The following is a 21,446-nucleotide window of genomic DNA, read 5'->3' on the forward strand; positions in this document are numbered from 1 at the left end:
TGGTCAGCTGGTTTCGCCGGCCACCGAGAAGGAGCGCAGGCGGTCGATGGCGAGGAACGTGGCGGCGACGATGATCAGCGCGGTCATCACCGCCGCCACCGGCACGGAGACCGTGGTGGCGAGCAGGTCGGTCGGGGCGAGCCGGTCGGCCAGGGCGATCACGTAGTGCTGGATCGACAGCACCCGGGTACCGCTGATCACATTGCTGAGCAGCCCTTCCCAGATCAGCACGTAGACCAGACCGAGCAGCACCGGTCGCCGGGTGAGCAGACTGACCGCCACGAAGAGCGCGGTGTAGGCCAGCGCACCGACCGACGCGGCGACGGCGAGCGCCACGCCGAGGCGTACCGAATCGGCCAGCAGGCCCGCCGCGAACAGCGGGACCGCGACGGTGACCGCGGTGACCCCGGCCGCGACGGCCAGCTTGGGCAGCACGATCTGCCAGCGCGGCAGTGGCGTGGTGAGCACGTGCACCACCGTGCCGTCGTCGATCTCGGCCCCGAGCACGCCCGTGCCGACGATCAGGGAGACCACCGGCAGGACCACGGCCATCCCGAGGCCGACCAGCACCGGCGGACCCCAGTCCGTGGATTCGACCCCGAGCGACCGGGAGAGCACGGCCAGCCCCACCAGAAGCACCGGCAGCGGAAGCAGCAGCAGGAACCGGCGACGGCCGAACAGGCCGCGCATCGTGATCCAGGAGACAGTGGACATCAGGCCTCCACCAGGTAGGAGAAGACGCTCTCCAGGGACTCGTCCTCGGGTACCAGTTGCTGGACCCGTACGCTCCGGGCCAGGGCGACCTTCGGCAGCATCCGGGTGAAGGCGCCGTAGTCACCGGCGCGTACGGTCAGGCCCTCGCGGCCCAGTTCGACCCCGCTGACGGACGGCTCGGCCATCAACGCGACGGCCAGCGCCCGGTCGTCGGTGGAGCGGATGGCGAAGACGTGCGGCCGGTTGGTCATCAGCCGCCGGATGGTCCGGAAGTCGCCGGAGGCGGCGAGCCGGCCGGCGACCATCACCTGAACCGTGCCGGAGACCTGCTCGACCTCCTCCAGGATGTGCGAGCTGAACAGGATCGTCCGGCCCGCGTCGCCGAGCGAGTGCAGCAACTCCATCATGTGCAACCGCTGGCGTGGGTCCATGCCGTTGAACGGCTCGTCCAGCAGCAGCACCTGCGGGTCGTGTACCAGCGCCGCCGCCACCCGGGTGCGCTGCCGCATGCCCTTGGAGTAGGTGCCGATGCGGCGGTCCTGGGCGTCGGCCATCTCCACCAGGTCGATGGCGCGACGAGCGGCTGCCTGCGGATCGGGCAGCTTGTGCAGCTTCGCGGTGGCCAGCACGAACTCGTACGCGGTGAGGAAGCTGTGCACCGCCTCCCGCTCGCTGACCAGACCAAGTCGCCGGTAGACCTCCGGGTTGCGCCAGGTGGGCCGGCCGTCCAGGGTCACCGCGCCCCGGGACGGGGTGAGGAAGCCGGCCATCATGTGCAGCAGGGTGGTCTTGCCCGCGCCGTTCGGGCCGAGCAGCCCGGTCACCCCGGGCCCGAGGCTCATGCTCACGTTGTTGACCGCGACCACGTTGCCGTACCAGCGGGAGACCCCGGCGAGATCGAGGGTGCTGGTGGTGGCCGCCGGTGCGGCGGTGTTCGTCATGGTCATCGTGCGGCCACCTTCTTGTAGCGGGCCAGCAGCAGGGCGACGCAGCCCGCCACGAGCGCGACGGCGGCCAGCGCGTACACCGGGCCGAACGGCCCGAGGTCGAGGTCGGCGGTGTTGGCCTCGGTGACCAGCAGGTCGCGCATCGTCCAGAGGCCGACGCCCTGCACCAGGGTGGGCGGCGAGGCGATGCCGGCGAGCTGATTCGCCGTCTGCGAGGGCAGGACCGTCAGGATGCCGACGATCGGCGTGGTCATCAGGAACACGGCCACGATCCCGCCGGCGGCGAAGGCCCGCTTGCCGGTCAGCGAGGCGATCAGCAGACCGACCGAGGCGAAGACCACCGCCCACAGCCCGGCGTAGAGCAGCCCGGGCAGCAGGTCGAGCAGTTCGTCCCAGACCGCGCCCATGCCGTCGGCGGTGAAGGCACCGCCGAGGAACATCAGCAGTTGCGGCGCGCCGAGCAGCAGGAACAGCGCGGTCACCAGGGCCAGCAGCTTGGCCAGCGGGTAGTCGCCGTGCGGCAGCGGCCGGGAGAAGTAGAGCGGCAGGACACCGCTGCGCATGTCCCGGGAGACCAGCTCGGGCGCGGCCACCGCGACGAAGAAGATGACCAGCCAGCTCATCGCGTCGGCGAACTGGGCGTACGTCATGACCACTTCGCCGATCTGGCTACGGATCGCGGTCACCGCGGCGGCCACCATCAGCACGATGCCGACCACCAGCCAGGGGAAGATCTTGGCCTTGGCGCTGCGCCCCAGCCCGAAGGTGGTCCGCACGCCGTGGAGGTACAGCGCCCCGAAGACGTGTCGGCGGCCGAGCCGGGGACCGGTGTAGCGCTGGTAGCCGATGTCGTGAATGACGCCGATCGGCTCAGACATGGCTGTTCTCCCTCCGGGCAAAGAGTTCGGCCACCCGGTGCCGGCGCTGGTCCAGCCGGTGCAGGGGCAGGTCCAGCTCGGCCACCGCACCGAGGATCAGGTCGTAGGTGCCCTGGTCGGCCAGCGGCACCAGCAGCAGCCTTCCCTCCCGGCCCACCGGCAGGTCGAGCGCGGCCAGCCGGGTGGCCAGCGCCTCGGTACCCTCGCTCACCTCGACCGCGAGCACGTCGGTGGCCGAGGTCATGGCGGCGATGTGGTCGGCCCGCAGCAGCCGCCCGCCCTCGATCGCGACCAGGGTGTCGCAGATCCGCTCGACCTCACCGAGCAGGTGCGAGCAGACCAGTACGGAGATGCCGAACTCGGTGCCGATCCGCTGCACCAGCGCGAGCATCGCGTCCCGCCCGGCCGGGTCGAGGCCGTTGGTGGGCTCGTCGAGCAGCAGCAGGTCGGGATCGTGCACCAGCGCCTGAGCGAGCTTGACCCGCTGCTTCATGCCGGTGGAGTAGCCGCCCACCGGGCGGTGGCGCTCCTCGTGCAGACCCACGTGGCGCAGCGCCTCGGAGGCCCGTTCCCGGGCGACCGTGCGCGGTAGGCCGCTGATCCGTCCCAGGTGGGTGACCAGTTCGGCGGCGGAAAGGTCGGGCGGCAGGCAGTCGTGCTCGGGCATGTAGCCGACCCGGGCCCGCACCGCCGCCGTGTCGGCGGTCGGGTCCAGGCCCAGCACCTGTATCCGGCCGCGGGTGGGAGTGAGCAGGCCGAGCAGCAGCTTGATCAGGGTCGACTTGCCGGCGCCGTTGGCGCCGACCAGACCGACGATCCCTGGTTCCACCGCGACCGTCAGATCGGACAGTGCGGTGACCCCGCCGCCGTAGACCTTCGTCAACGACTCGGTTGCGATCAGTGTCACGCCCGTCAGCCTAGAGCCGTCGGACAATGCACCGCGCTCCGGAAGCAACCCCCGTTTCCCCTGATACCGGCGCGCCGACTTCCCCTAGGGAGATCCGCCGCCACCCGGGCAGTCGGTTCGCAGTTCGTAAGATTTGCCCGGCTGACAGGGCGCGACCAGCCACGACAGACTGGGGCATGCTCATTCGCCGGCTGTTCCGCACCCCGCTCACCTGGTTCGCGATCACCGTGCTGGCCGCTGGTTCGGCCTTCGGCCTGTACTGGTTCCAGCCGTGGAAGCTGCTGACCGACGCCGAGGTGGCCGAGCGGCTCACCGTGGTCGCCACCCCGGCGACGTCCGCCGCGCCAACCGGTTCGGCCACGCCGACCGCTTCCGCCGCGTCCGCCTCCCCGGACGCGACGGCGGCGACCCTGGTCAGCTCCGGCGAATTCATCAGCCACGAACACGACACCTCCGGGAGCGCGCGGATCGTGCGCACCGCTGACGGGCAGCACCGGCTGGAGTTGGTAGGTCTGAACACCTCCAACGGCCCCGACCTGCGGGTGTGGCTGACCGACCAGCCGGTGATCGAAGGTCGGGACGGGTGGCACGTGTTCGACGACGGCCGCTGGGTCGAGTTGGGGCGGCTCAAGGGCAACCTCGGCGACCAGGGTTACGCGATTCCGGACGATGTCGAGCTGTCGGACCTGACAAGCGTCTCCATCTGGTGCAAGCGGTTCGCGGTCTCGTTCGGGGCGGCCACGCTGGGCTGAGCAACCGAACGCGTACGACATCGCGAAGCGGCCCGTCGACAGCGGTGGCACGGCGGGCATGATGGCACTCTCGACCGATCGGCGACCGGCTGCGAAACTGTGTGCCGGTCGCCGGAGTTGGGGGTCTGATGAGCAACGGGTGGGTGCTGCCCGACGAGGTGCTGCGGGAGGCACCGACGTACACGCCGCGTCCCGGTGAACTCGCTGATCTCGAGCTGCTGTTGATCGGTGCGTACGCGCCGCTGGCCGGGTTCATGACCCGCGCCGACATGGTCTCGGTCAGTCGCCGGGGCCGGCTCGTCGACGGTGCCCCGTGGCCGGTCGCCGTCCCGCTCCAGGTGCCCGCGACGGTGGTGCAGCAGCTCGACCTCGCCGACCCGGGCCGCCGGACGCTGGTGCTCACCGACAGCGAGGGCGCCCCGATGGCGGCCCTGGAGGTGGCCGACGCCTGGACGATCCGCGACGGCGTGGCCGGTGTCGGCGGCACCGTACGCCGGCTGGGCGACGGCGCTCACGGTCCGTTCCAGCGGCTGCGGCGTACGCCCGAGGAGGTCCGCGCGTTGCTGCCGCCGGGTCGGGTGCTCGGGGTGGTCGCCGACCGGCCGCTGCACCGACCGCAACTGGCGCAGATCGCACACGCCGTACGCACCCTGAGCGCCCACCTGCTGATCATGATTCCGGTGGGCGAGGACGGCACCGGTGGACTACCGCCGGAGGCGCTGGTCCGTAGCGTGTTCGCCGCGCGGGACCGGATGCCTCCGGCGACCCTGGTCGCCGTGCCGTTCTCCCGGCGACGCGACGAGATCAGTGACGCCCTGCTGCTGGCCCGGGTCTCCGCCGCGTACGGCGTCACCCACCTGCTGTCCACCGGCGAGATGCTCTCCGGGGCCGGGCTGCGGGTGCTGGTGCCCCGCGAGTTGGCCTACGACAATCGGGACGGCCAGTGGCGCTGGCGCGATGACATCCCGCCCCGCAACCGGCGGCTGGCGCTGAGCCAGGCGGAGATCGAGGACCTGCTGGACCGGGGTTTCCCACTGCCCGAGTGGCACACTCCCCCGGCGGTGGCGAAGGAGCTGAGCCGGGCCCGGCCGCCCCGGCGGCACCGCGGCCTGGTGGTGTTCCTGACCGGGCTCTCCGGCTCCGGCAAGTCGACGGTCGCCCGGGGGCTCGCCGACGCGCTGCGCGAGGAGGGTGAGCGTACCGTCACGCTGCTCGACGGTGACGTGGTTCGTCGCGAGCTGACCGCCGGGCTGGGCTTCAGCAAGGCCGACCGGGACACCAACGTGCGTCGGATCGGGTGGGTCGCCGCCGAGATCGCCCGGCACCACGGCATCGGCGTCTGCTGCCCGATCGCCCCGTACGCCCAGGCCCGGGCGACCGCCCGGGAGATGGCGACGGCGGCGGGTGCCGGGTTCGTGCTGGTGCACGTCGCGACTCCGCTGGAGGTCTGCGAGCAACGCGACCGCAAGGGCCTGTATGCCCGAGCCCGGGCGGGACTGCTCACCGGAATGACCGGCATCGACGACCCGTACGAGGAGCCGACCGACGCGGATCTGGTGTTGGACACCACCGACCTCACCGTCGACGAGGCGGTACAGCGGGTCCTGCACCATCTGACCGAGACCGGTTGGGTGGAGCCGCGCCTGCCCGCGCTCTGACATCGGAGCACCTTCCCTTCCGATGGTCGATCCTGAGCGCTAGTGTTTGCTTCTGTTTGGATCTGTTCGCTCAGGTGAAGGTCGGGAGGGGTCGATGCTCGCGCGGCAGCGCCATGCGGCGATTCTCGACCGGGTCCGGGTGACCGGCGGCGTACGCGTCGGCGAGTTGGCCGCCGATTTCGGCGTCTCCGACATGACCATCCGCCGCGACCTGGACCTGCTGCACGAACGTGGCCTGCTCGCCAAGGTGCACGGCGGCGCCACCGTCCTGGGCGCCACCGACGAGCCGGGCTTCCAGGCCAAGTCGGTACGCCAGCAGGCCGAGAAGGCGGCCATCGCCGGGCGTGCCGCGCAGCTGGTCCGGCCCGGGGCGGCTATCGCGCTCTCCGCCGGCACCACCACCGCAGAACTGGCCCGGCAGCTGCTCGACGTGCCGGCCCTGACCGTGGTGACCAACTCGCTGCCGGTGGCCGACATCCTGCACGAGCGGGGCCGCGCCGACCAGACGGTGGTGCTGACCGGTGGGGTGCGCACCCCCTCCGACGCCCTGGTCGGGCCGCTGGCCGTCGGCGCTGTCCGCACCCTGCACCTGGATCTGCTCTTTCTCGGGGTACACGGGATCACCGAGCGGACCGGTTTCACCACCCCGAACCTGACCGAGGCCGAGACGAACCGGGCCCTGGTCGCGGCGGCGGACCGGTTGGTGGTGCTCGCCGACCACACCAAGTGGGGCACGGTCGGCATCTCCGCCATCGCCGACCTGGGTACGGCCGACGTGCTGGTCACCGACGACCGGTTGGCACCGGAGGCCCGACGACTGCTCACCGACCGGGTCGGCGAACTGATCGTCGTGCCGGTCACCGAAGGCGGGACACTGCGATGAGACGTACGGCGATCAGCTTGGCCGACGGCCGCGAACTGATTTACTTCGACGAGCGTGACGACGCCGTCCGCGACCAGCCGGACCGGCGCCCGTTGCCGCCTCCCCCACCCGCGTCCCAACTGCGCTACGACCCGCTCACCGACGAGTGGGTGGCGCTGGCGGCGCACCGGCAGACCCGGACCTTCCTGCCCCCGGCCGACCAGTGCCCGCTCTGCCCCTCGACGCCGGAGCGGCTCAGCGAGATTCCGGCGCCGGAGTACGCGGTCGCGGTCTTCGAGAACCGGTTTCCGGCGCTGAGTGGGCGGGTGGTGGCCGAACCGGCCGCGATCACCCCGTTCACTCCGGCCCGGCCCGGGCAGGGGCGCTGTGAGGTGGTCTGCTTCACCGACGATCACGACACCTCCTTCGCCGCGCTACCGCCGCGCCGGGTGCGTACCGTGCTGGACGCGCTGGCCGACCGGACCACGGTGCTCGGCGGACTGCCCGGCGTCGAGCAGGTCTTCTGCTTCGAGAACCGGGGGGTGGAGATCGGGGTGACGCTGCACCACCCGCACGGGCAGATCTACGCGTACCCGTTCGTCACCCCCCGGACCCGGTCGCTGCTGGGCGCGGCCCGCCGGCACGCCGAGCGCACCGGGGGCGGCAATCTCTACGCCGACGTGCTGGCCACCGAACGCGCCGCCGGCGAGCGGGTGGTGGCGACGAACCAGCACTGGACGGCGTACGTCCCGGCGGCCGCCCGGTGGCCGTTCGAGGTGCACGTCGCGCCACACCGGGCGGTGCCCGACCTGCCGGCGCTGACCGAGGCGGAACGCGACGCGTTCGGACCGCTCTACCTGGACCTGCTGCGCCGCTTCGACGGGCTGTTCGACTCGCCCATGCCCTACATCGCCGCCTGGCACCAGGCGCCGGTCCGGGTCGAGCGCGAGCTGGGGCATCTGCACCTGCAACTGTTCAGCGTCCGGCGGGCGGCAGACAAGCTGAAGTACCTGGCCGGCTCGGAGTCGGCCATGGGGGTCTTCATCAACGACATCGCCCCGGAGCGCGCCGCGGAGCTGCTGCGCGCGATGTGACGGGCGAGTCTCGCCGACCGCCACCCCGCGCAACGCGCGGCCCGGCAGCAGGGCTTGGGGCAGCAGGGCGCGGGGGGCCCGGGACAGGGCCCCCCGCGGGGAAGGGACGGCTGGCTGTACTTGACAGCCGGGAAGGCTGGCTGCTGGGCACGCGCGTCGCGCGGTGGCGACGGTCAACCTTCCAGGACGGGACTGGCATCTCGTCCATCCAGGTCAACGAGGCGCGCCGGACGAAGTGACGCCGACGGGCGCGTCCGGTCGCGACACGCCGCCGTTGCGGGCACGGATACACCGAGCCCGCCGGCGCTCGGGTCGGCGGGCTCGGTGAACTGCGGTGAGACTCAGGCGGCCAGGCGGCGCGCCAGGTTCTCGTCGAGCGTGTTCATGAACTCGTCGGTGGTCTGCCACGGGGCGTCGCGCGAGATCAGCAGCGCGAGGTCCTTGGTCATCTGGCCGCCCTCGACGGTGTCGACGATGACCTGCTCCAGGGTGTTGGCGAACTCGGTGACCGCCGGGGTGTCGTCCAGCTTGCCCCGGTGGGCGAGGCCACGGGTCCAGGCGTAGATCGAGGCGATCGGGTTGGTCGAGGTCTTCTCACCCTTCTGCCACTGCCGGTAGTGCCGGGTGACGGTGCCGTGGGCGGCCTCGGCCTCGACGGTGCGACCGTCGGGCGAGAGCAGGACCGAGGTCATCAGGCCGAGCGAGCCGAAGCCCTGCGCGACGGTGTCGGACTGCACGTCACCGTCGTAGTTCTTGCAGGCCCAGACGTAGCCGCCCTCCCACTTCAGCGCGGCGGCGACCATGTCGTCGATGAGCCGGTGCTCGTAGGTGAGGCCGGCGGCGTCGAACTCGGCCTTGAACTCGTCCTCGAACACCTCGGCGAAGATGTCCTTGAACCGGCCGTCGTATGCCTTGAGGATGGTGTTCTTGGTGGACATGTAGACCGGGTAGTTGCGGTCCAGGCCGTAGCGGAACGAGGCCCGGGCGAAGTCCCGGATCGACTCGTCGAAGTTGTACATGCCCATCGCGATGCCGCCGCCGGGGAAGTTGGCGACCTCCATCTCGACCGGCTGCGAGCCGTCGGCGGGCGTGTAGGTGATGGTCACCGTGCCCGGACCCGGGACCACGAAGTCGGTGGCCTTGTACTGGTCGCCGTGGGCGTGCCGGCCGATGATGATCGGCTTGGTCCAGCCGGGGACGAGCCGCGGCACGTTGGACATGATGATCGGCTCACGGAAGACGACGCCGCCGAGGATGTTCCGGATGGTGCCGTTCGGCGACCGCCACATCTTCTTCAGGCCGAACTCCTCGACCCGGGCCTCGTCCGGAGTGATGGTGGCGCACTTGACGCCCACGCCGTGCTGCTTGATGGCGTTTGCGGCGTCGACGGTCACCTGGTCGTCGGTGGCGTCGCGGTGCTGGATCGAGAGGTCGTAGTAGTGCAGGTCGACGTCGAGGTAGGGCAGGATCAGCTGCTCCCGGATCTGCTTCCAGATGATCCGGGTCATCTCGTCGCCGTCGAGCTCCACGACCGGGTTGTTTACCTTGATCTTCGCCATCGGCCGGCGCTCCTCTCAGGGGACATGCTCAAGCAGTACGAGCGTACTGGATCGGCTCGGACAAGGAACGCCGCGCCCACCGGTCGGCCCGTGCCGGCAAGCCGGCGGCACGGACGTGCGCTGGGCCCGGCGGAGCAATACCCCACCGGACCCAGCGCACACCAGCACGCGGATCGCCTGGTTCAGCCGGCGGCCTCCGGCCCGTGCACCCACTGCACGAGTTGGAGGATCACCCCGTTGGGGTCGGCGACCTGAAAGAAGCGCTCGCCCCATGGCTCGGTCTGGATCGGGGTGGCGATCGGCACACCGGCGGTGGTGAGCCGGGCGTACTCGGCGTCGATGTCGTCCACCACGAAGGCGACGAGCACCCCCTCGGCCCGCTGCGTCCGCAGGCTCTCCGGCTGCAGGCTGGCCAGCCCGGTACGCAGGAAGATCAGGTTGAACCCGACGTCCTCCCGGGCCAGCGAGACGAAGCCCTCGGCCGACATCTGCTCGTGAAATCCGAAGTGCTGCTGGACGAACGCGGCCGAGGCCGGCACGTCCTCGACGTTGAGCGAGATCGCCGATGCAGTGATGTGCACGCGCACCCCCTGTGCGGAGACGGAAACTACGTACATTGTACAACGTACTGTGTACGGGGTTTTAACCTGCGAAGATCAGTGGGTGCCCGACCACCGCACCGGGGGCGGAGACCCCGCTCACACCCTGCGTCTGCTCTGGCGGCAGACCGACGATGTGCCTCGTCGTGGCCCCCGTCAGGGCCGCTCACTTGACGACATCGTGCTGGCCGCGATCGAGTTGGCGGACGCCGAAGGGCTTGACGCGGTGACCATGCGGGCGCTCGCCCAGACCGTCGGCGTGGCACCGATGACCCTCTACACGTACGTCCCGGGCAAGGCCGAACTGCTCGACCTGATGCTCGACGCGATCTACACCGGCATGCCCAGGCCGGACCGCTCCGGCGACCCGTGGCGAGCCCGGGTGGCGGCGCTGGCGACGGACAACCGGGAACTGTTCACCGCTCACCCCTGGGCGGCCGAGATCGCCACCGGCCGCCCACCGCTCGGGCCGGGCCAGATGACGAAGTACGAGTACGAGCTGCGCGCCTTCGACGGCACCGGGCTGGACGACGTGACCCGCGACGCCGCGCTCACCTACGTCCTCGACTTCGTCCGGGCTGCCGCCCGCTCGGCGGCCGAGGCACGCTCCGCCCAGCAGGAGAGCGCCTGGACGGACGAACAGTGGTGGACGGCGAACGCACCCCTGTTGGCGCAGGTCCTCGATGAGCGACGCTTTCCGACCGCCGTCCGGGTCGGCGCCGCGGCCGGAGCGGCTCAGAACGCCGCGTACCACCCCGACCACGCGTACGACTTCGGCCTGGCCCGCGTCCTCGACGCCCTCACCACCCTGATCGCCACCACCCCCGAACCGCCACATTGACCGAGAGGTTTGCGTCTCGGGATCAACCCTCCCGAGACGCAAACCTCTTGGTCAACTCAGCTCGTCGCGGTCACATGGACGCGACGTCGGCCTGCTTGGCGCGGACCGCCTCGGCGGCCTCCTTGAGGGCGGCCAGTTCGTCGGCGTCGAGGTCGGTCTCCACCACGCGCTTGACGCCCTGGGCGCCGATCTCGGCCTCGACGCCCAGGTAGACACCGGCGATGCCGTACTCGCCGTCGACCCAGGCACAGACCGGCATGACCTCGCCGGAGTCCTCTGCGACCGCCCTCGCCATCCGGGCCGCCGCCGCCGACGGGGCGTAGTACGCCGACCCGGTCTTGAGCAGCGCCACCACCTCGGCCCCGCCGTTGCGGGTACGCACGACCAGGTCCTCGATCTGCTCGGCCGGCATCACCTCGCGCAGCGGCTTGCCGTTCACGCTGCTCTGCGACGGCACCGGAACCATGGTGTCGCCGTGCGAGCCCAGGGTCAGCGTCTTCACCGACTTCACCGGCACCTGCAACGCCTCGGCGACGAAGTTGGTGAACCGGGCGGTGTCCAGCATGCCGGCCTGGCCGAGCACCCGGTTGCGCGGGAACTGGGTGGCGATCTGGGCCAGCGCGGTCATCTCGTCGAGTGGGTTGGAGACCACGATGACGACGGCGCTCGGGGCGTACTTGGCCACGTTCTCGGCGACCTGACGGACGATCTTGGCGTTGGTCTCCAGCAGGTCCATCCGGCTCATCCCGGGCTTGCGCGGCAGCCCGGCGGTGATGACGACCACGTCCGAGCCCTCGATGCCCTCGTAGCCTTCACCGTTCGGACCGGTCGTGACCCCGACGACCTTGGTCTCGAAGCCCTCCACAGCACGCGACTGGTTGAGGTCGAGGGCGATGCCCGCGGGCTTGCCCTCGATGATGTCGGTGATCACGACGGTGTCGAAGACGTCGTACTCGGCCAGGCGCTGCGCGGTGGTGGAGCCGTAGAATCCGGCCCCGACGACAGTGACCTTCTTACCCATGGTCGTCCCACTCCCTGATACCAGTCGGTTTTCCGGACCGTATCAGCCATCCTGGCACCGATCGGGCCAGGGGCGGACGGTTATGGGCCTTCGGCCCGCTCCACGACATTGGTGAGCAACATGGCGCGGGTCATCGGACCGACCCCGCCGGGCATCGGTACCAGCTTGCCGGCCACCTCGGCGACCTCCGGGTCCACGTCGCCGGTGTAGCGGCCCTTGCCGTCGGAACCGATCACCCGGGTGATGCCCACGTCGACCACGACGGCCCCCGGATTCACCATGTCCGCGGTGAGCAGACCGGGTACGCCCGCCGCCACGATCACGATGTCGGCGGCCCGGGTGTGCGCGGCCAGGTCCAGGGTGCCGGTGTGGCAGAGGGTGACGGTGGCATTCTCGCTCCGCCGCGTCAACAGCAGCCCCAGCGGGCGTCCGACGGTGTTGCCCCGGCCCACCACCGCCACGTTGGCGCCGCGCAGCGGCACGTCGTGCCGACGAAGCAGCTCCACGATGCCGCGCGGGGTGCAGGGCAGCGGCGCGTCGTAGCCGAGCACCAGCCGGCCCAGGTTCACCGGGTGCAGGCCGTCGGCGTCCTTGTCCGGGTCGATCAGCTCCAGCACCCGCTGTGTGTCCAGGTGCGCCGGCAAGGGCAGCTGGACGATGTAGCCGTGGCAGGCCGGATCGGCGTTCAGCTCGGCGATGACCTGGTCGACCTGCTCCTGGGTGGCGTCGGCCGGCAGCTCCCGGCGGATGGAGGCGATGCCGACCTCGGCGCAGTCCCGGTGCTTGCCGTTGACGTACGCCTGGGAGCCCGGATCGGACCCGACCAGCACCGTGCCGAGCCCCGGCACGGTGCCCCGTTCCGCCAGCGCCTTCACCCGCGTCCGCAGCTCGTCCTTGATCTCGGCCGCGGTCGCCTTGCCGTCCAGAAGCGTCGCCGTCACGAGCAGATCGTCTCACGTCCGCCGCCACCGGCTCCCCCGACCTCGGCGACCCGACCGGCCAGACTACTTTGCGTGAGGTGTCATTCGTCACTTAGCGTGACAATCTGTGGAGCCCAACACACCGGTTCCGGACGCCCGGGCACGAAGGCCCACAATCCGACGATCATGACGGGCCGCAACCAGGCAACCCACCGAGCCGTCAACGTCGCCCAATCGTTCCATATCTCCGCACTTCAGGGCGGCATCTCAGTAATGCGTGTAGCACGCTACCGAGAGCCCGACAAGACCGGGGGTGGCGTTCCGTTACCCCATCGCAACCGCTACGTTGCCGACTCGCGGCATACGACCTACCGTTGCCGGTCGTTGCGCAGCGTCACCCCAAAGCCGGGCCCGACTGCGCAGCGTAATGGAGATGAGGAGGCTAGATGCGTGTTCGTAGGCTCGCTGCCTGGACCGCCCTCCCGCTCGCGGTGACCCTGGGCCTGGTGGCCTGCGGCTCGGGCGGCGACGGCGGATCCGGCGAGAGCGACCCCAGTGCGGCCGTGCGGATCGAGATCGCCGAGCCGCAGCACCTGGTGCCGACCAACACCAACGAGACGAGCGGTTCCCAGGTGCTCGCCGCCCTGTTCAGCCCGCTTGTCGACTACGACGAGACCCACAAGCCGTACGAGGTGGCCGCGGAGTCGATCACGTCCGAGGACAACACCACCTGGACGATCAAACTCAAGGACGGCTACACGTTCCACAACGGCGAAGCGGTCACCGCCGACAACTACGTCGACGCCTGGAACTACGGCGCCTACGCGCCGAACGGGCAGAACTCCAGCTACTTCTTCGAGAAGATCGCCGGCTACGACGACCTGCAGGGCGAGAGCCCGAAGGCCGAGACGCTCAGCGGGCTGAAGCAGGTCGACGACCTGACCTTCACCGTCACGCTCTCCCAGCCGTACAGCGAGTTCAAGTCGATGCTCGGCTACACCGCCTTCTACCCGCTGCCGGAAGCCGCGTTCAGCGCTCCCGGCGAGCTGGCCGAGGGCTTCGAGCAGGCGCCGATCGGCCAGGGTCCGTTCAAGATGAAGGGCACCTGGCAGCACGACGCCAAGGTCGAGGTCGAGCGGTACGACGCTTTCCCCGGCGAGCAGCCGAAGGTGGCCGGCGTCGAGTTCCGGATCTACCAGCAGCTGACCGCGGCGTACGCGGACGTGCTGTCGGACAACCTTGACGTGATCAAGACCATCCCGACGGAGAACCTCTCCACCGCCGGCACCGATCTGGGCGACCGCTTCCTGCAGAGCCCGGCGTCGTCGCTGCACTTCCTGGCGTTCCCCACCTTCCAGGAGGAGTTCAGCAACCCGGATGTACGCAAGGCCATCTCGATGGCGATCGACCGCGACGAGATCACTCGGTCGATCTTCAAGGACTCGCAGCAGCCGGCCCGCGCGTTCGTCTCCCCGGCCGTCGCCGGCTACCGGGAGAACACCGTGGGCGCCGCGGGCGAGTTCGACCCGGCCAAGGCCAAGTCGCTCTACCAGGCCGCCGGAGGCCCGTCGAAGATCACCCTGTCCTACAACGGCGACGGCGGCCACAAGGACTGGATCGACGCCACCTGCAACCAGCTCAAGGCCAACCTGGGCGTGGACTGCGTCGGCAGCGCCGAGCCCAAGTTCGCCGACCTGCTGACCAAGGTCAAGGCCAAGCAGCCGGTGGGCCTGTTCCGGATGGGCTGGATCATGGACTACCCGTCCATGGAGAACTACCTGGGCCCGCTGTACAGCACCAACGGTTCGTCGAACTACTACGGCTACAGCAACCCGGACTTCGACCGGCTGCTCGCCGAGGGCGCCAGCGCCCCCAGCGAGGAGGAGGCGATCAAGAAGTACCAGGAGGCCGAGGACCTGCTGGCCGAGGACCTGCCGGTCGTACCGCTGCGGTTCGGCCAGAACAACTTCGGCCACTCGACCAAGGTCAAGAACGTCGAGATGGACCTCTTCGACCGGGTCAACCTGACCAAGATCGAAGCGATCAAGTAACACCCACGCCGGCGGGTCGGGTCACCGCGAGGTGACCCGACCCGCCACGCGGTTCGCCCCTTTTCAGGGAGACTGCCAATTATGTTCCGCTTCATCGTGCGGCGTCTGCTCCAGATGGTCCTGGCCTTCTTCGGGACCACACTGATCGTCTACGCGCTGATGTTCGCCGGTCAGGGCGATCCGATCCAGGCCCTCGCCGGGGAACGCCCGGTCACTGCCGCACAGCGGGCGTACCTCACGGAGAAGTACCACCTCGACGCCACCGGGATCGGCGGCTTCTTCTACAGGTACTTCGACTACATCTCGAATCTGCTCCGCGGCGACCTTGGCGAGTCGCTCACCGGACGGTCGATCGGCGACATCCTGGCCGCCGCCTGGCCGGTCACGATCAGGCTGGCTCTGATCGCCATCGCGGTCGCGGTCATCTTCGGCGTCACCGCGGGCGTCCTCGCCGGCATCCGGCGGGCCAGCGTCTTCGACAACGCCACCCTGCTGCTGACCCTGCTGGTGCTCGGCATTCCGACAATCGTGCTCGCCCCGCTGGCGCAGTACTTCCTGGGCGTCAAGTGGCAGGTCTTCCCGCCCACCGCCGGCGCTGATCCCGACTTCTTCGCGCTGCTGCTGCCGGGCATCGTGCTCGGCTCGCTCTCCCTGGCCACCGCGCTGCGGCTGACCCGTACCTCGGTGGCCGAGAACCTGCGCGCCGACTACGTGCGCACCGCGCGGTCGAAGGGCCTGCCGAATCGGCGGGTGGTGAGCGTGCACGTGCTGCGCAACTCGCTCATCCCGGTGATCACCTTCCTCGGCGTCGAGGTCGGCAACCTGATGAGCGGCGCGATCATCACCGAGGGCGTGTTCAACATCCCGGGCGTCGGTTTCAACCTGTTCCGCGGCATCCGCACTGAGGACGGCCCGCTGGTGGTGGGCATCGTCAGCGTGCTCGTCGTGGTCTACCTGGTCTCCAACCTGGTGGTCGACATCCTGTACGCCGTCCTGGACCCGAGGATCCGCTATGAGTGACCGTCCAACCCCCATCCTCGGCAGGTCGATCATGAAGTTGTTGCCCCGCCACGCCGGAGGGGCCGACAACAACTTCATGATCGACGCTTGGGGTGGGGTCGACCGGGCCGGGGTGTGGCGATGAGTGATTTCGAGACGGTGGCGGCGTCGGAGAACCAGGCCGCGCGGCGTGGGCCAGCCGGGGAGCCGGGCACACCGGACCAGGTGGGGCGGCCCCGCAAGCCGCGCAGCCTGGCCGGCGACGCCTGGCGTGACCTGCGCCGTAAGCCGATCTTCTGGATCAGCCTGCTCCTGGTGCTGCTGGTGACCGCGATGGCCGCTGTGCCGGGTTTGTTCACCAGCAACGACCCCGCCGACTGCGTGCTGTCCCGGCAGCACGCCGGGCCCTCCGGCGGCGCCATCTTCGGGTACGACTTCCAGGGCTGCGACACGTACGCCCGGGCGGTCTACGGCGCGCGGGCCTCGCTGCTGGTCGGCGCCCTGAGCGCGCTGTTCACCGGCCTGATCGCGCTGGTCGTGGGGATGCTCGCGGGATACTTCGGCGGCTGGGTCGACGCGGTGCTCTCCCGGGTGATCGACATCGTGCTCGGCATCCCGCTGCTGCTGGCCGCGATCGTCCTGCTCAAGCGCATCGGCAGCGACAGCGCCACGGTACGCGTCGCCGCGGTCATCTTCGTGCTGGCGGTGCTCGGCTGGACCACCGCCGCCCGGGTGGTCCGGTCCTCGGTGATCACCGCTCGGGAGCAGGACTACGTGGCCGCCGCGCGGATGCTGGGGGCCGGCAACGGGCGGATCATGTGGCGGCACATCCTGCCGAACGCACTCGCCCCGGCCATCGTGGTGCTGACCATCGCGCTCGGTTCGTTCATCGCCGCCGAGGCGACGCTGTCCTTCCTCGGCATCGGGCTGCGGGAGCCGACCATCTCCTGGGGCATCGAGATCAACAACGGTCGGGTGCACATGCGGGAGTCGGCGACCCCACTGGTGGTCCCGTCGACCTTCCTGGCGCTGACCGTGCTGGCCTTCATCATGCTCGGCGACGCGATCCGCGACGCCTTCGACCCGAAGCTCCGGTGATCCCCTCATGAGTCAGCACGCCGTCCGGCCGACGCCGGCCTCGCCCACCCCACCCGACGGGCACCTGCTGGAGGTGCGCGACCTGCACGTCGAGTTCCGCACCGGCGAGGGCGTGGCCAAGGTGATCAACGGGGTCAGTTACCACCTGGACCCGGGCGAGACGCTCGCCGTGCTGGGCGAGTCCGGCTCCGGCAAGTCCGTCACCGCCCAGGCCATCATGGGCATCCTGGACACTCCGCCGGCCCACATCAGCTCTGGCGAGATCCGCTACTCCGGTCGCGACCTGCTGGGCCTGCCGGAGGAGCAACGCCGGCAGATCCGGGGCAAGGAGATCGCGATGATCTTCCAGGACGCCCTCTCCGCGTTGAACCCGGTCTTCCCGGTCGGCTGGCAGATCGGCGAGACCTTGCGCCAGCGACTCGGGATGTCCCGCGCGGACGCCCGTCGCCGCGCGGTGGAGCTGATGGACCTGGTGCAGATCCCCGCCGCGGGGCGGCGTCTCGGTGACTACCCGCACCAGTTCTCCGGCGGTATGCGGCAGCGGGTGATGATCGCGATGGCCCTGGCGATGGAACCGAAGGTGCTCATCGCCGACGAGCCCACCACCGCGCTGGACGTCACCGTGCAGGCCCAGATCATGGATCTCCTCGCCGACCTGCGGCGGGACCTGGACATGGCGATGATCCTGATCACCCACGACCTGGGTGTGGTGGCCGACGTCGCGGACCGCATCGCGGTCATGTACGCGGGCCGGATCGTCGAGCACGCCGACGTCCGGTCGCTGTACCGGGCGCCCGCCCACCCGTACACCAAGGGTCTGCTGAACTCGATTCCGCGCCTGGACCAGCGGGGCGGGAGGCTGTCCACGATCCGTGGCCTGCCGCCCAACCTGATGCGGATCCCCAGCGGTTGCCCCTTCCACCCCCGGTGCCCGTACGTGCAGCAGGTCTGTGTGGACGTGGTGCCGCACGACCTGGTCCTCGGCGACGGCCGGACCAGCGCGTGCCATTTCGCCCAGGAGGTACGCGATGACCGCGCCGGCTAGCCCCACGAAGGTCCGCGGTGAGACCCTCCTCGACGTCAACCACGTGGTCAAACACTTCCCGATCACACAGGGCGTGGTGTTCAAGAAGAAGACCGGGGCGGTCAAGGCCGTCGACGGGGTGAGCTTCCAACTGCGCCGGGGCGAGACGCTGGGCATCGTCGGTGAGTCGGGCTGCGGCAAGTCCACGCTGGCCCGACTGCTGATGCGGCTGGAGAAGCCGACCGCCGGCCGCGCCACCCTGGCCGGCCAGGATCTGTTCGCCGCCTCCGGTGGTGAGCTGCGCCGGATCCGGCGCAACATGCAGATGGTCATGCAGGACCCGTACACCTCACTCAACCCACGGATGACCGTCGGCGACATCATCGGCGAGCCGTTCGAGATCCATCCGGAGGCGGCCCCGAAGGGCAGCCGCCAGCAGCGGGTCCAGGAACTGCTCGACGTCGTGGGGTTGAACCCGGAGCACATCAACCGCTATCCGCATCAGTTCTCCGGTGGCCAACGACAGCGCATCGGCATCGCCCGGGCGTTGGCGCTACGACCCGAGGTGATCGTCTGCGACGAGCCGGTCTCCGCGCTGGACGTCTCCATCCAGGCTCAGGTGATCAACCTGCTGGAGGAGCTCCAGGACGAACTGGGCCTGTCCTACATCTTCATCGCCCACGACCTGTCGGTGGTCCGGCACATTTCCGACCGGATCGCGGTGATGTACCTGGGCCGGATCGTGGAGATCGGCACCGAGGACGAGATCTACGACCGCGCCACCCACCCTTACACCCAGGCGCTGCTCTCCGCGGCCCCGGTGCCGGACCCGGACGCCCGGGAACACCGCAGCATCATCCGGTTGCGCGGCGACGTGCCGAGCCCGGCGGACCCGCCCAGCGGCTGCCACTTCCGCACCCGCTGCTGGAAGGCCCAGGACATCTGCGCCACCCAGGATCCGCAGGCGGTGCTACGCGCCGCCGACCCACATCCCTCGGCCTGCCACTTCGCCGAGCTCCGTCCGCAACGCTGAGCCCGGACCTCCCTCCCTAGTGGATACTGCGGCACCGAAGAAGCACCCGATGACGGATGGCGATCCTCTGCTCACTCACTAGGGTCTACAGCCGTGACGCAGGTGGCGCTACGGCCAGCGACGGGCCCCTCGGCCGGGGGCGCCGCGACGAACAGTCGGATCACCGTGCGGTATGTGCAGGCCACCCTGGCGGTCGCCGCCCTCGGTGCCGTCTGGTGCGTCGCGAACTTCACCGTCGGCGCCGGCACCGAGGCGCTCGCGTACACCTTCGTTCCCGCCGGTGGGGTCCTGGCCGCCGGGTCCGTCGTGCACCTGCTCCGCCACGCCGGCCTCGACCCGGTCACCCGCCGCTTCTGGCGCGCGCTCCTCGTCGCGGCGGTCACCATCACGATCGGGTACGGCTGGCTGGCGTCGGACATGCTGGCGCACGCCGCCGAGGCCCGTACCCGGAGCATGCCGTTGCCGGCGGCGGCCTGCGTGGCGATCGGATTCGTCGTGGCCAGCTGGGCGGTGGCCCGGGTGCCGATCGCCGAGACCGGCGGTGTCGAGCGATGGCGCATCCTGCTCGACCGCATGATCGCGTTCCTCGGTTGCGCGACCCTGCTCTGCTACGTCGGGCTGGCCCCGATGCTTGCCGCCGACGAGCCGTGGAGCCCGCAGGCGATGGCGCTGGTCGGGCTCGCCTTCCTGGTCGCGGTCGGCGCCGCGACAAAGGTGTCGTTCGTCACTGGTGGACCGGTGGATCGCGTCGCCCTGCGATTCGTCGCAGCCAGCGGCGGCGTCACCGCCGGGATCGTCGCCGTGCTGGCGGTCCGGTACGGGTACGTAGCCGGCATCCCCGTCCAGGCGATCGTGATGCCGCTGACTCCGGTGTTCTTCACGCTTGGCGTCCGGGCGCAGTGGCGGTCCGATCTCGGTGTCCGCCGCGATCAGACCCGCAACGGCGTCCTGCTGCCGTACCTGGCGGTGGTGGCGGTCGACGTGCCGCTGCTCGCCGTCGCCTTCGGCGCTCCCCTGACCTGGCCGGTCCGGGTGGTCCTGATCGCCGCCGTGGTGGTGACCGCCCTGGTCAGCATCCGGCAGTTCATCGCCTATCGAGACAACGCCCGGCTGCTGCGCAACACCCGCATCCAGGAGGAGCGCCTCCAGCACGAGGTCAGCCACGACGGCCTCACCGGGCTGGCCAACCGGGTGCTCTTCCGGGACCGGCTCGCGTCCGCGCTCACCGCCACCGCCCCCGCGTCGGTGCTCCTGGTCGACCTGGACGACTTCAAGACCGTCAACGACCTGCTCGGGCACGGCGTCGGTGACCGGCTGCTCGTCTCGGTCGCCCAGTTGCTGCGCGCCGAAGTCGGCGACGAGGGCCTACCGGTACGGGTCGCCGGTGACGAGTTCGCCGTGCTGCTCACCGGCGCGGACGCCGACCCCGAGAAGTTGGCCGCCCGGCTGCTGGCCGCGCTCGACCAGCCGATCAGTCAGCACCGCCTGCTGGTGCAGGCCAGCATCGGCATCGCCGACGCCCGGCCCGGTGCCACCGTCGACTCGGTGCTGCGGGACGCCGACGTCGCCATGTACACGGCCAAACAGCGAGGAAAGGCGAGCTTCGTACGGTACGTGGACGGCATGGGTGAGCCGGTGCTGGCCCACATGCAGCTCGGCGGCGAACTGCGGCGGGCCCTGGACGACAACGAGCTGCGGGTCGTCTACCAGCCGATCCTGCGGCTCGACGACAACTGGTTGGTCGGGGTCGAGGCGCTGATCCGCTGGCATCACCCGACGCGCGGGCTCGTCGGCCCGGCCGAGTTCATCCCGGCCGCCGAACGGACCGGTCTGATCGTGCCGCTGGGCCGGTTCGTGCTGCGCGAGACGTGCCGCCAGGCGGCGGCGTGGTCCCGGGAGTTCGGGCCGGACGCACTCCGGGAGGCGGGCGTGAACGTCTCCGCGCGACAACTGCACGATCCCGACTTCGTCTCCGACGTGACGGCCGCGCTGGCTGAGAGCGGGCTGCCCTGCGAGCGACTGGTCCTGGAGGTGACCGAGTCGGCGGTGCTCCGCGGTCAGCAGGTCTCCCGAACCCTCTTCGAACTCGACCGGATGGGCATCCGCCTGTCGCTTGACGACTTCGGCACCGGCGAATCGTCACTGAGCCTGCTGCGGGCCTTCCCGGCCGCGATCGTGAAGCTCGACAAGTCCTTCGTCGACGGTATCGAGATCGACGACGGCCAGGCAGCCGCCGCCGACGCCCGGCAGGCGGTGGCCCGCGCGGTGATCCAGCTTGCCCACGCCCTGGGCCTGGAGACCGTCGCCGAGGGCGTCGAGAGCGCCGAGCAGGTCGCGGTGCTCCGCGCCCTCGGCTACACCCGCGGCCAGGGCTACCACCTGGCCCGACCGATGACCGCCGAAGGCATTTCCGGCCTGCTGGCCCGCCAGCGGCCCGTGACAACCGTCCAACCGACGACCTGAACGGCCACTCAGTCACCACAGCCCCC

Annotated in this window: 20 protein-coding genes; 12 read left to right on the forward strand and 8 right to left on the reverse strand. The window is 70.2% G+C overall.

Translation table 11 applies throughout. From position 1 onward, the window contains the following. Positions 1 to 3: 3 nt before the first annotated feature. From O7601_RS02335 to O7601_RS02350, 4 genes are read right to left on the reverse strand one after another with little or no spacing between them, the layout of a single operon-like run. Entirely contained in the window at positions 4 to 714 is a 711-nt protein-coding gene (locus tag O7601_RS02335; protein WP_281564655.1) for an ABC transporter permease subunit, read from the reverse strand. Further along, on the reverse strand, positions 714 to 1,661 hold the full coding sequence (locus tag O7601_RS02340; protein ID WP_281564656.1) for an ABC transporter ATP-binding protein: 948 nt from the start codon (positions 1,659 to 1,661) through the stop codon (positions 714 to 716). Before O7601_RS02340 ends, O7601_RS02335 begins: the two co-directional genes overlap by 1 nt. Then, complete coding sequence (locus O7601_RS02345) at positions 1,658 to 2,539, reverse strand: ABC transporter permease (RefSeq protein ID WP_281564657.1); 882 nt, start codon at positions 2,537 to 2,539, stop codon at positions 1,658 to 1,660. The genes O7601_RS02340 and O7601_RS02345 overlap by 4 nt, the downstream gene beginning before the upstream one ends. Further along, positions 2,532 to 3,446 (reverse strand): ABC transporter ATP-binding protein, encoded by a 915-nt coding sequence (locus O7601_RS02350; protein WP_281564658.1) that lies wholly within the window; start codon positions 3,444 to 3,446, stop codon positions 2,532 to 2,534. The genes O7601_RS02345 and O7601_RS02350 overlap by 8 nt, the downstream gene beginning before the upstream one ends. Before the next feature lie 176 nt (positions 3,447 to 3,622). On the opposite strand from O7601_RS02350, the gene O7601_RS02355 reads away from it, so the two are divergent. The 4 genes from O7601_RS02355 to galT all read left to right on the forward strand — a co-directional run bounded on the left by O7601_RS02355 (position 3,623) and on the right by galT (position 7,812). Further along, positions 3,623 to 4,198: a DM13 domain-containing protein gene (locus O7601_RS02355; RefSeq protein WP_281564659.1), complete on the forward strand. Its 576-nt coding sequence runs from the start codon at positions 3,623 to 3,625 to the stop codon at positions 4,196 to 4,198. Between the two features lie 128 nt (positions 4,199 to 4,326). Next, a complete protein-coding gene (cysC, locus tag O7601_RS02360) occupies positions 4,327 to 5,856 on the forward strand; it encodes an adenylyl-sulfate kinase (RefSeq protein ID WP_281564660.1) in 1,530 nt (509 codons plus the stop codon). 94 nt (positions 5,857 to 5,950) lie between these two features. Next, positions 5,951 to 6,739 carry a DeoR/GlpR family DNA-binding transcription regulator gene (locus tag O7601_RS02365; RefSeq protein ID WP_281564661.1) on the forward strand — a complete coding sequence of 263 codons (789 nt, stop codon included), beginning with the start codon at positions 5,951 to 5,953 and terminating at the stop codon, positions 6,737 to 6,739. After that, positions 6,736 to 7,812: a galactose-1-phosphate uridylyltransferase gene (galT, locus tag O7601_RS02370; RefSeq protein ID WP_281564662.1), complete on the forward strand. Its 1,077-nt coding sequence runs from the start codon at positions 6,736 to 6,738 to the stop codon at positions 7,810 to 7,812. Before O7601_RS02365 ends, galT begins: the two co-directional genes overlap by 4 nt. Positions 7,813 to 8,153: 341 nt before the next feature. Here galT and O7601_RS02375 read toward each other — a convergent pair whose 3' ends face one another. Together O7601_RS02375 and O7601_RS02380 are read right to left on the reverse strand one after the other, a co-directional pair. Continuing rightward, positions 8,154 to 9,371 carry an NADP-dependent isocitrate dehydrogenase gene (locus tag O7601_RS02375; protein ID WP_281564663.1) on the reverse strand — a complete coding sequence of 406 codons (1,218 nt, stop codon included), beginning with the start codon at positions 9,369 to 9,371 and terminating at the stop codon, positions 8,154 to 8,156. A 182-nt stretch (positions 9,372 to 9,553) separates the two neighbouring features. After that, a complete protein-coding gene (locus tag O7601_RS02380) occupies positions 9,554 to 9,952 on the reverse strand; it encodes a VOC family protein (RefSeq protein WP_281564664.1) in 399 nt (132 codons plus the stop codon). Positions 9,953 to 10,034: 82 nt separating this feature from the next. Between O7601_RS02380 and O7601_RS02385 the strand changes: the two genes are divergently transcribed. Continuing rightward, positions 10,035 to 10,811: a TetR/AcrR family transcriptional regulator gene (locus tag O7601_RS02385; protein ID WP_281564665.1), complete on the forward strand. Its 777-nt coding sequence runs from the start codon at positions 10,035 to 10,037 to the stop codon at positions 10,809 to 10,811. Between the two features lie 70 nt (positions 10,812 to 10,881). On the opposite strand, the gene O7601_RS02390 is transcribed toward O7601_RS02385, so the two are convergent. Next, entirely contained in the window at positions 10,882 to 11,832 is a 951-nt protein-coding gene (locus O7601_RS02390; protein ID WP_281564666.1) for a malate dehydrogenase, read from the reverse strand. An 80-nt stretch (positions 11,833 to 11,912) separates the two neighbouring features. Continuing rightward, the gene (locus O7601_RS02395) at positions 11,913 to 12,773 is read right to left on the reverse strand and encodes a bifunctional methylenetetrahydrofolate dehydrogenase/methenyltetrahydrofolate cyclohydrolase (RefSeq protein WP_281564667.1); all 861 of its coding nucleotides are present in this window, start codon (positions 12,771 to 12,773) and stop codon (positions 11,913 to 11,915) included. A 425-nt stretch (positions 12,774 to 13,198) separates the two neighbouring features. On the opposite strand from O7601_RS02395, the gene O7601_RS02400 reads away from it, so the two are divergent. From O7601_RS02400 to O7601_RS02430, 7 genes are all read left to right on the forward strand, one after another. Next, positions 13,199 to 14,803: an ABC transporter substrate-binding protein gene (locus O7601_RS02400; RefSeq protein WP_281564668.1), complete on the forward strand. Its 1,605-nt coding sequence runs from the start codon at positions 13,199 to 13,201 to the stop codon at positions 14,801 to 14,803. 81 nt (positions 14,804 to 14,884) lie between these two features. Continuing rightward, complete coding sequence (locus tag O7601_RS02405) at positions 14,885 to 15,823, forward strand: ABC transporter permease (protein WP_281564669.1); 939 nt, start codon at positions 14,885 to 14,887, stop codon at positions 15,821 to 15,823. After that, on the forward strand, positions 15,816 to 15,947 hold the full coding sequence (locus tag O7601_RS02410; protein WP_281564670.1) for a hypothetical protein: 132 nt from the start codon (positions 15,816 to 15,818) through the stop codon (positions 15,945 to 15,947). The genes O7601_RS02405 and O7601_RS02410 overlap by 8 nt, the downstream gene beginning before the upstream one ends. Next, on the forward strand, positions 15,944 to 16,900 hold the full coding sequence (locus tag O7601_RS02415) for an ABC transporter permease (RefSeq protein ID WP_281564671.1): 957 nt from the start codon (positions 15,944 to 15,946) through the stop codon (positions 16,898 to 16,900). Before O7601_RS02410 ends, O7601_RS02415 begins: the two co-directional genes overlap by 4 nt. A 7-nt stretch (positions 16,901 to 16,907) precedes the next feature. Next, positions 16,908 to 17,945: an ABC transporter ATP-binding protein gene (locus O7601_RS02420; RefSeq protein WP_281564672.1), complete on the forward strand. Its 1,038-nt coding sequence runs from the start codon at positions 16,908 to 16,910 to the stop codon at positions 17,943 to 17,945. Further along, positions 17,929 to 18,957 carry a dipeptide ABC transporter ATP-binding protein gene (locus O7601_RS02425; RefSeq protein WP_281564673.1) on the forward strand — a complete coding sequence of 343 codons (1,029 nt, stop codon included), beginning with the start codon at positions 17,929 to 17,931 and terminating at the stop codon, positions 18,955 to 18,957. Before O7601_RS02420 ends, O7601_RS02425 begins: the two co-directional genes overlap by 17 nt. 93 nt (positions 18,958 to 19,050) lie before the next feature. Then, positions 19,051 to 21,420 carry an EAL domain-containing protein gene (locus O7601_RS02430; protein ID WP_281564674.1) on the forward strand — a complete coding sequence of 790 codons (2,370 nt, stop codon included), beginning with the start codon at positions 19,051 to 19,053 and terminating at the stop codon, positions 21,418 to 21,420. Positions 21,421 to 21,446 lie beyond the last annotated feature (26 nt).

This window comes from Verrucosispora sp. WMMD573 (assembly GCF_027497175.1).
Classification (GTDB): domain Bacteria; phylum Actinomycetota; class Actinomycetes; order Mycobacteriales; family Micromonosporaceae; genus Micromonospora.

Bases quoted from the DNA above. Each gene is read 5' to 3' on its own strand.
- O7601_RS02420 (WP_281564672.1), top strand. From the start codon at position 16,908: ATGAGTCAGCACGCCGTCCGGCCGACGCCGGCCTCGCCCACCCCACCC.
- O7601_RS02390 (WP_281564666.1), bottom strand. From the start codon at position 11,832: ATGGGTAAGAAGGTCACTGTCGTCGGGGCCGGATTCTACGGCTCCACC.
- O7601_RS02410 (WP_281564670.1), top strand. From the start codon at position 15,816: ATGAGTGACCGTCCAACCCCCATCCTCGGCAGGTCGATCATGAAGTTG.
- galT (WP_281564662.1), top strand. From the start codon at position 6,736: ATGAGACGTACGGCGATCAGCTTGGCCGACGGCCGCGAACTGATTTAC.
- O7601_RS02400 (WP_281564668.1), top strand. From the start codon at position 13,199: ATGCGTGTTCGTAGGCTCGCTGCCTGGACCGCCCTCCCGCTCGCGGTG.
- O7601_RS02335 (WP_281564655.1), bottom strand. From the start codon at position 714: ATGTCCACTGTCTCCTGGATCACGATGCGCGGCCTGTTCGGCCGTCGC.
- O7601_RS02365 (WP_281564661.1), top strand. From the start codon at position 5,951: ATGCTCGCGCGGCAGCGCCATGCGGCGATTCTCGACCGGGTCCGGGTG.
- O7601_RS02355 (WP_281564659.1), top strand. From the start codon at position 3,623: ATGCTCATTCGCCGGCTGTTCCGCACCCCGCTCACCTGGTTCGCGATC.
- O7601_RS02375 (WP_281564663.1), bottom strand. From the start codon at position 9,371: ATGGCGAAGATCAAGGTAAACAACCCGGTCGTGGAGCTCGACGGCGAC.
- O7601_RS02415 (WP_281564671.1), top strand. From the start codon at position 15,944: ATGAGTGATTTCGAGACGGTGGCGGCGTCGGAGAACCAGGCCGCGCGG.
- cysC (WP_281564660.1), top strand. From the start codon at position 4,327: ATGAGCAACGGGTGGGTGCTGCCCGACGAGGTGCTGCGGGAGGCACCG.
- O7601_RS02425 (WP_281564673.1), top strand. From the start codon at position 17,929: ATGACCGCGCCGGCTAGCCCCACGAAGGTCCGCGGTGAGACCCTCCTC.
- O7601_RS02340 (WP_281564656.1), bottom strand. From the start codon at position 1,661: ATGACCATGACGAACACCGCCGCACCGGCGGCCACCACCAGCACCCTC.
- O7601_RS02405 (WP_281564669.1), top strand. From the start codon at position 14,885: ATGTTCCGCTTCATCGTGCGGCGTCTGCTCCAGATGGTCCTGGCCTTC.
- O7601_RS02345 (WP_281564657.1), bottom strand. From the start codon at position 2,539: ATGTCTGAGCCGATCGGCGTCATTCACGACATCGGCTACCAGCGCTAC.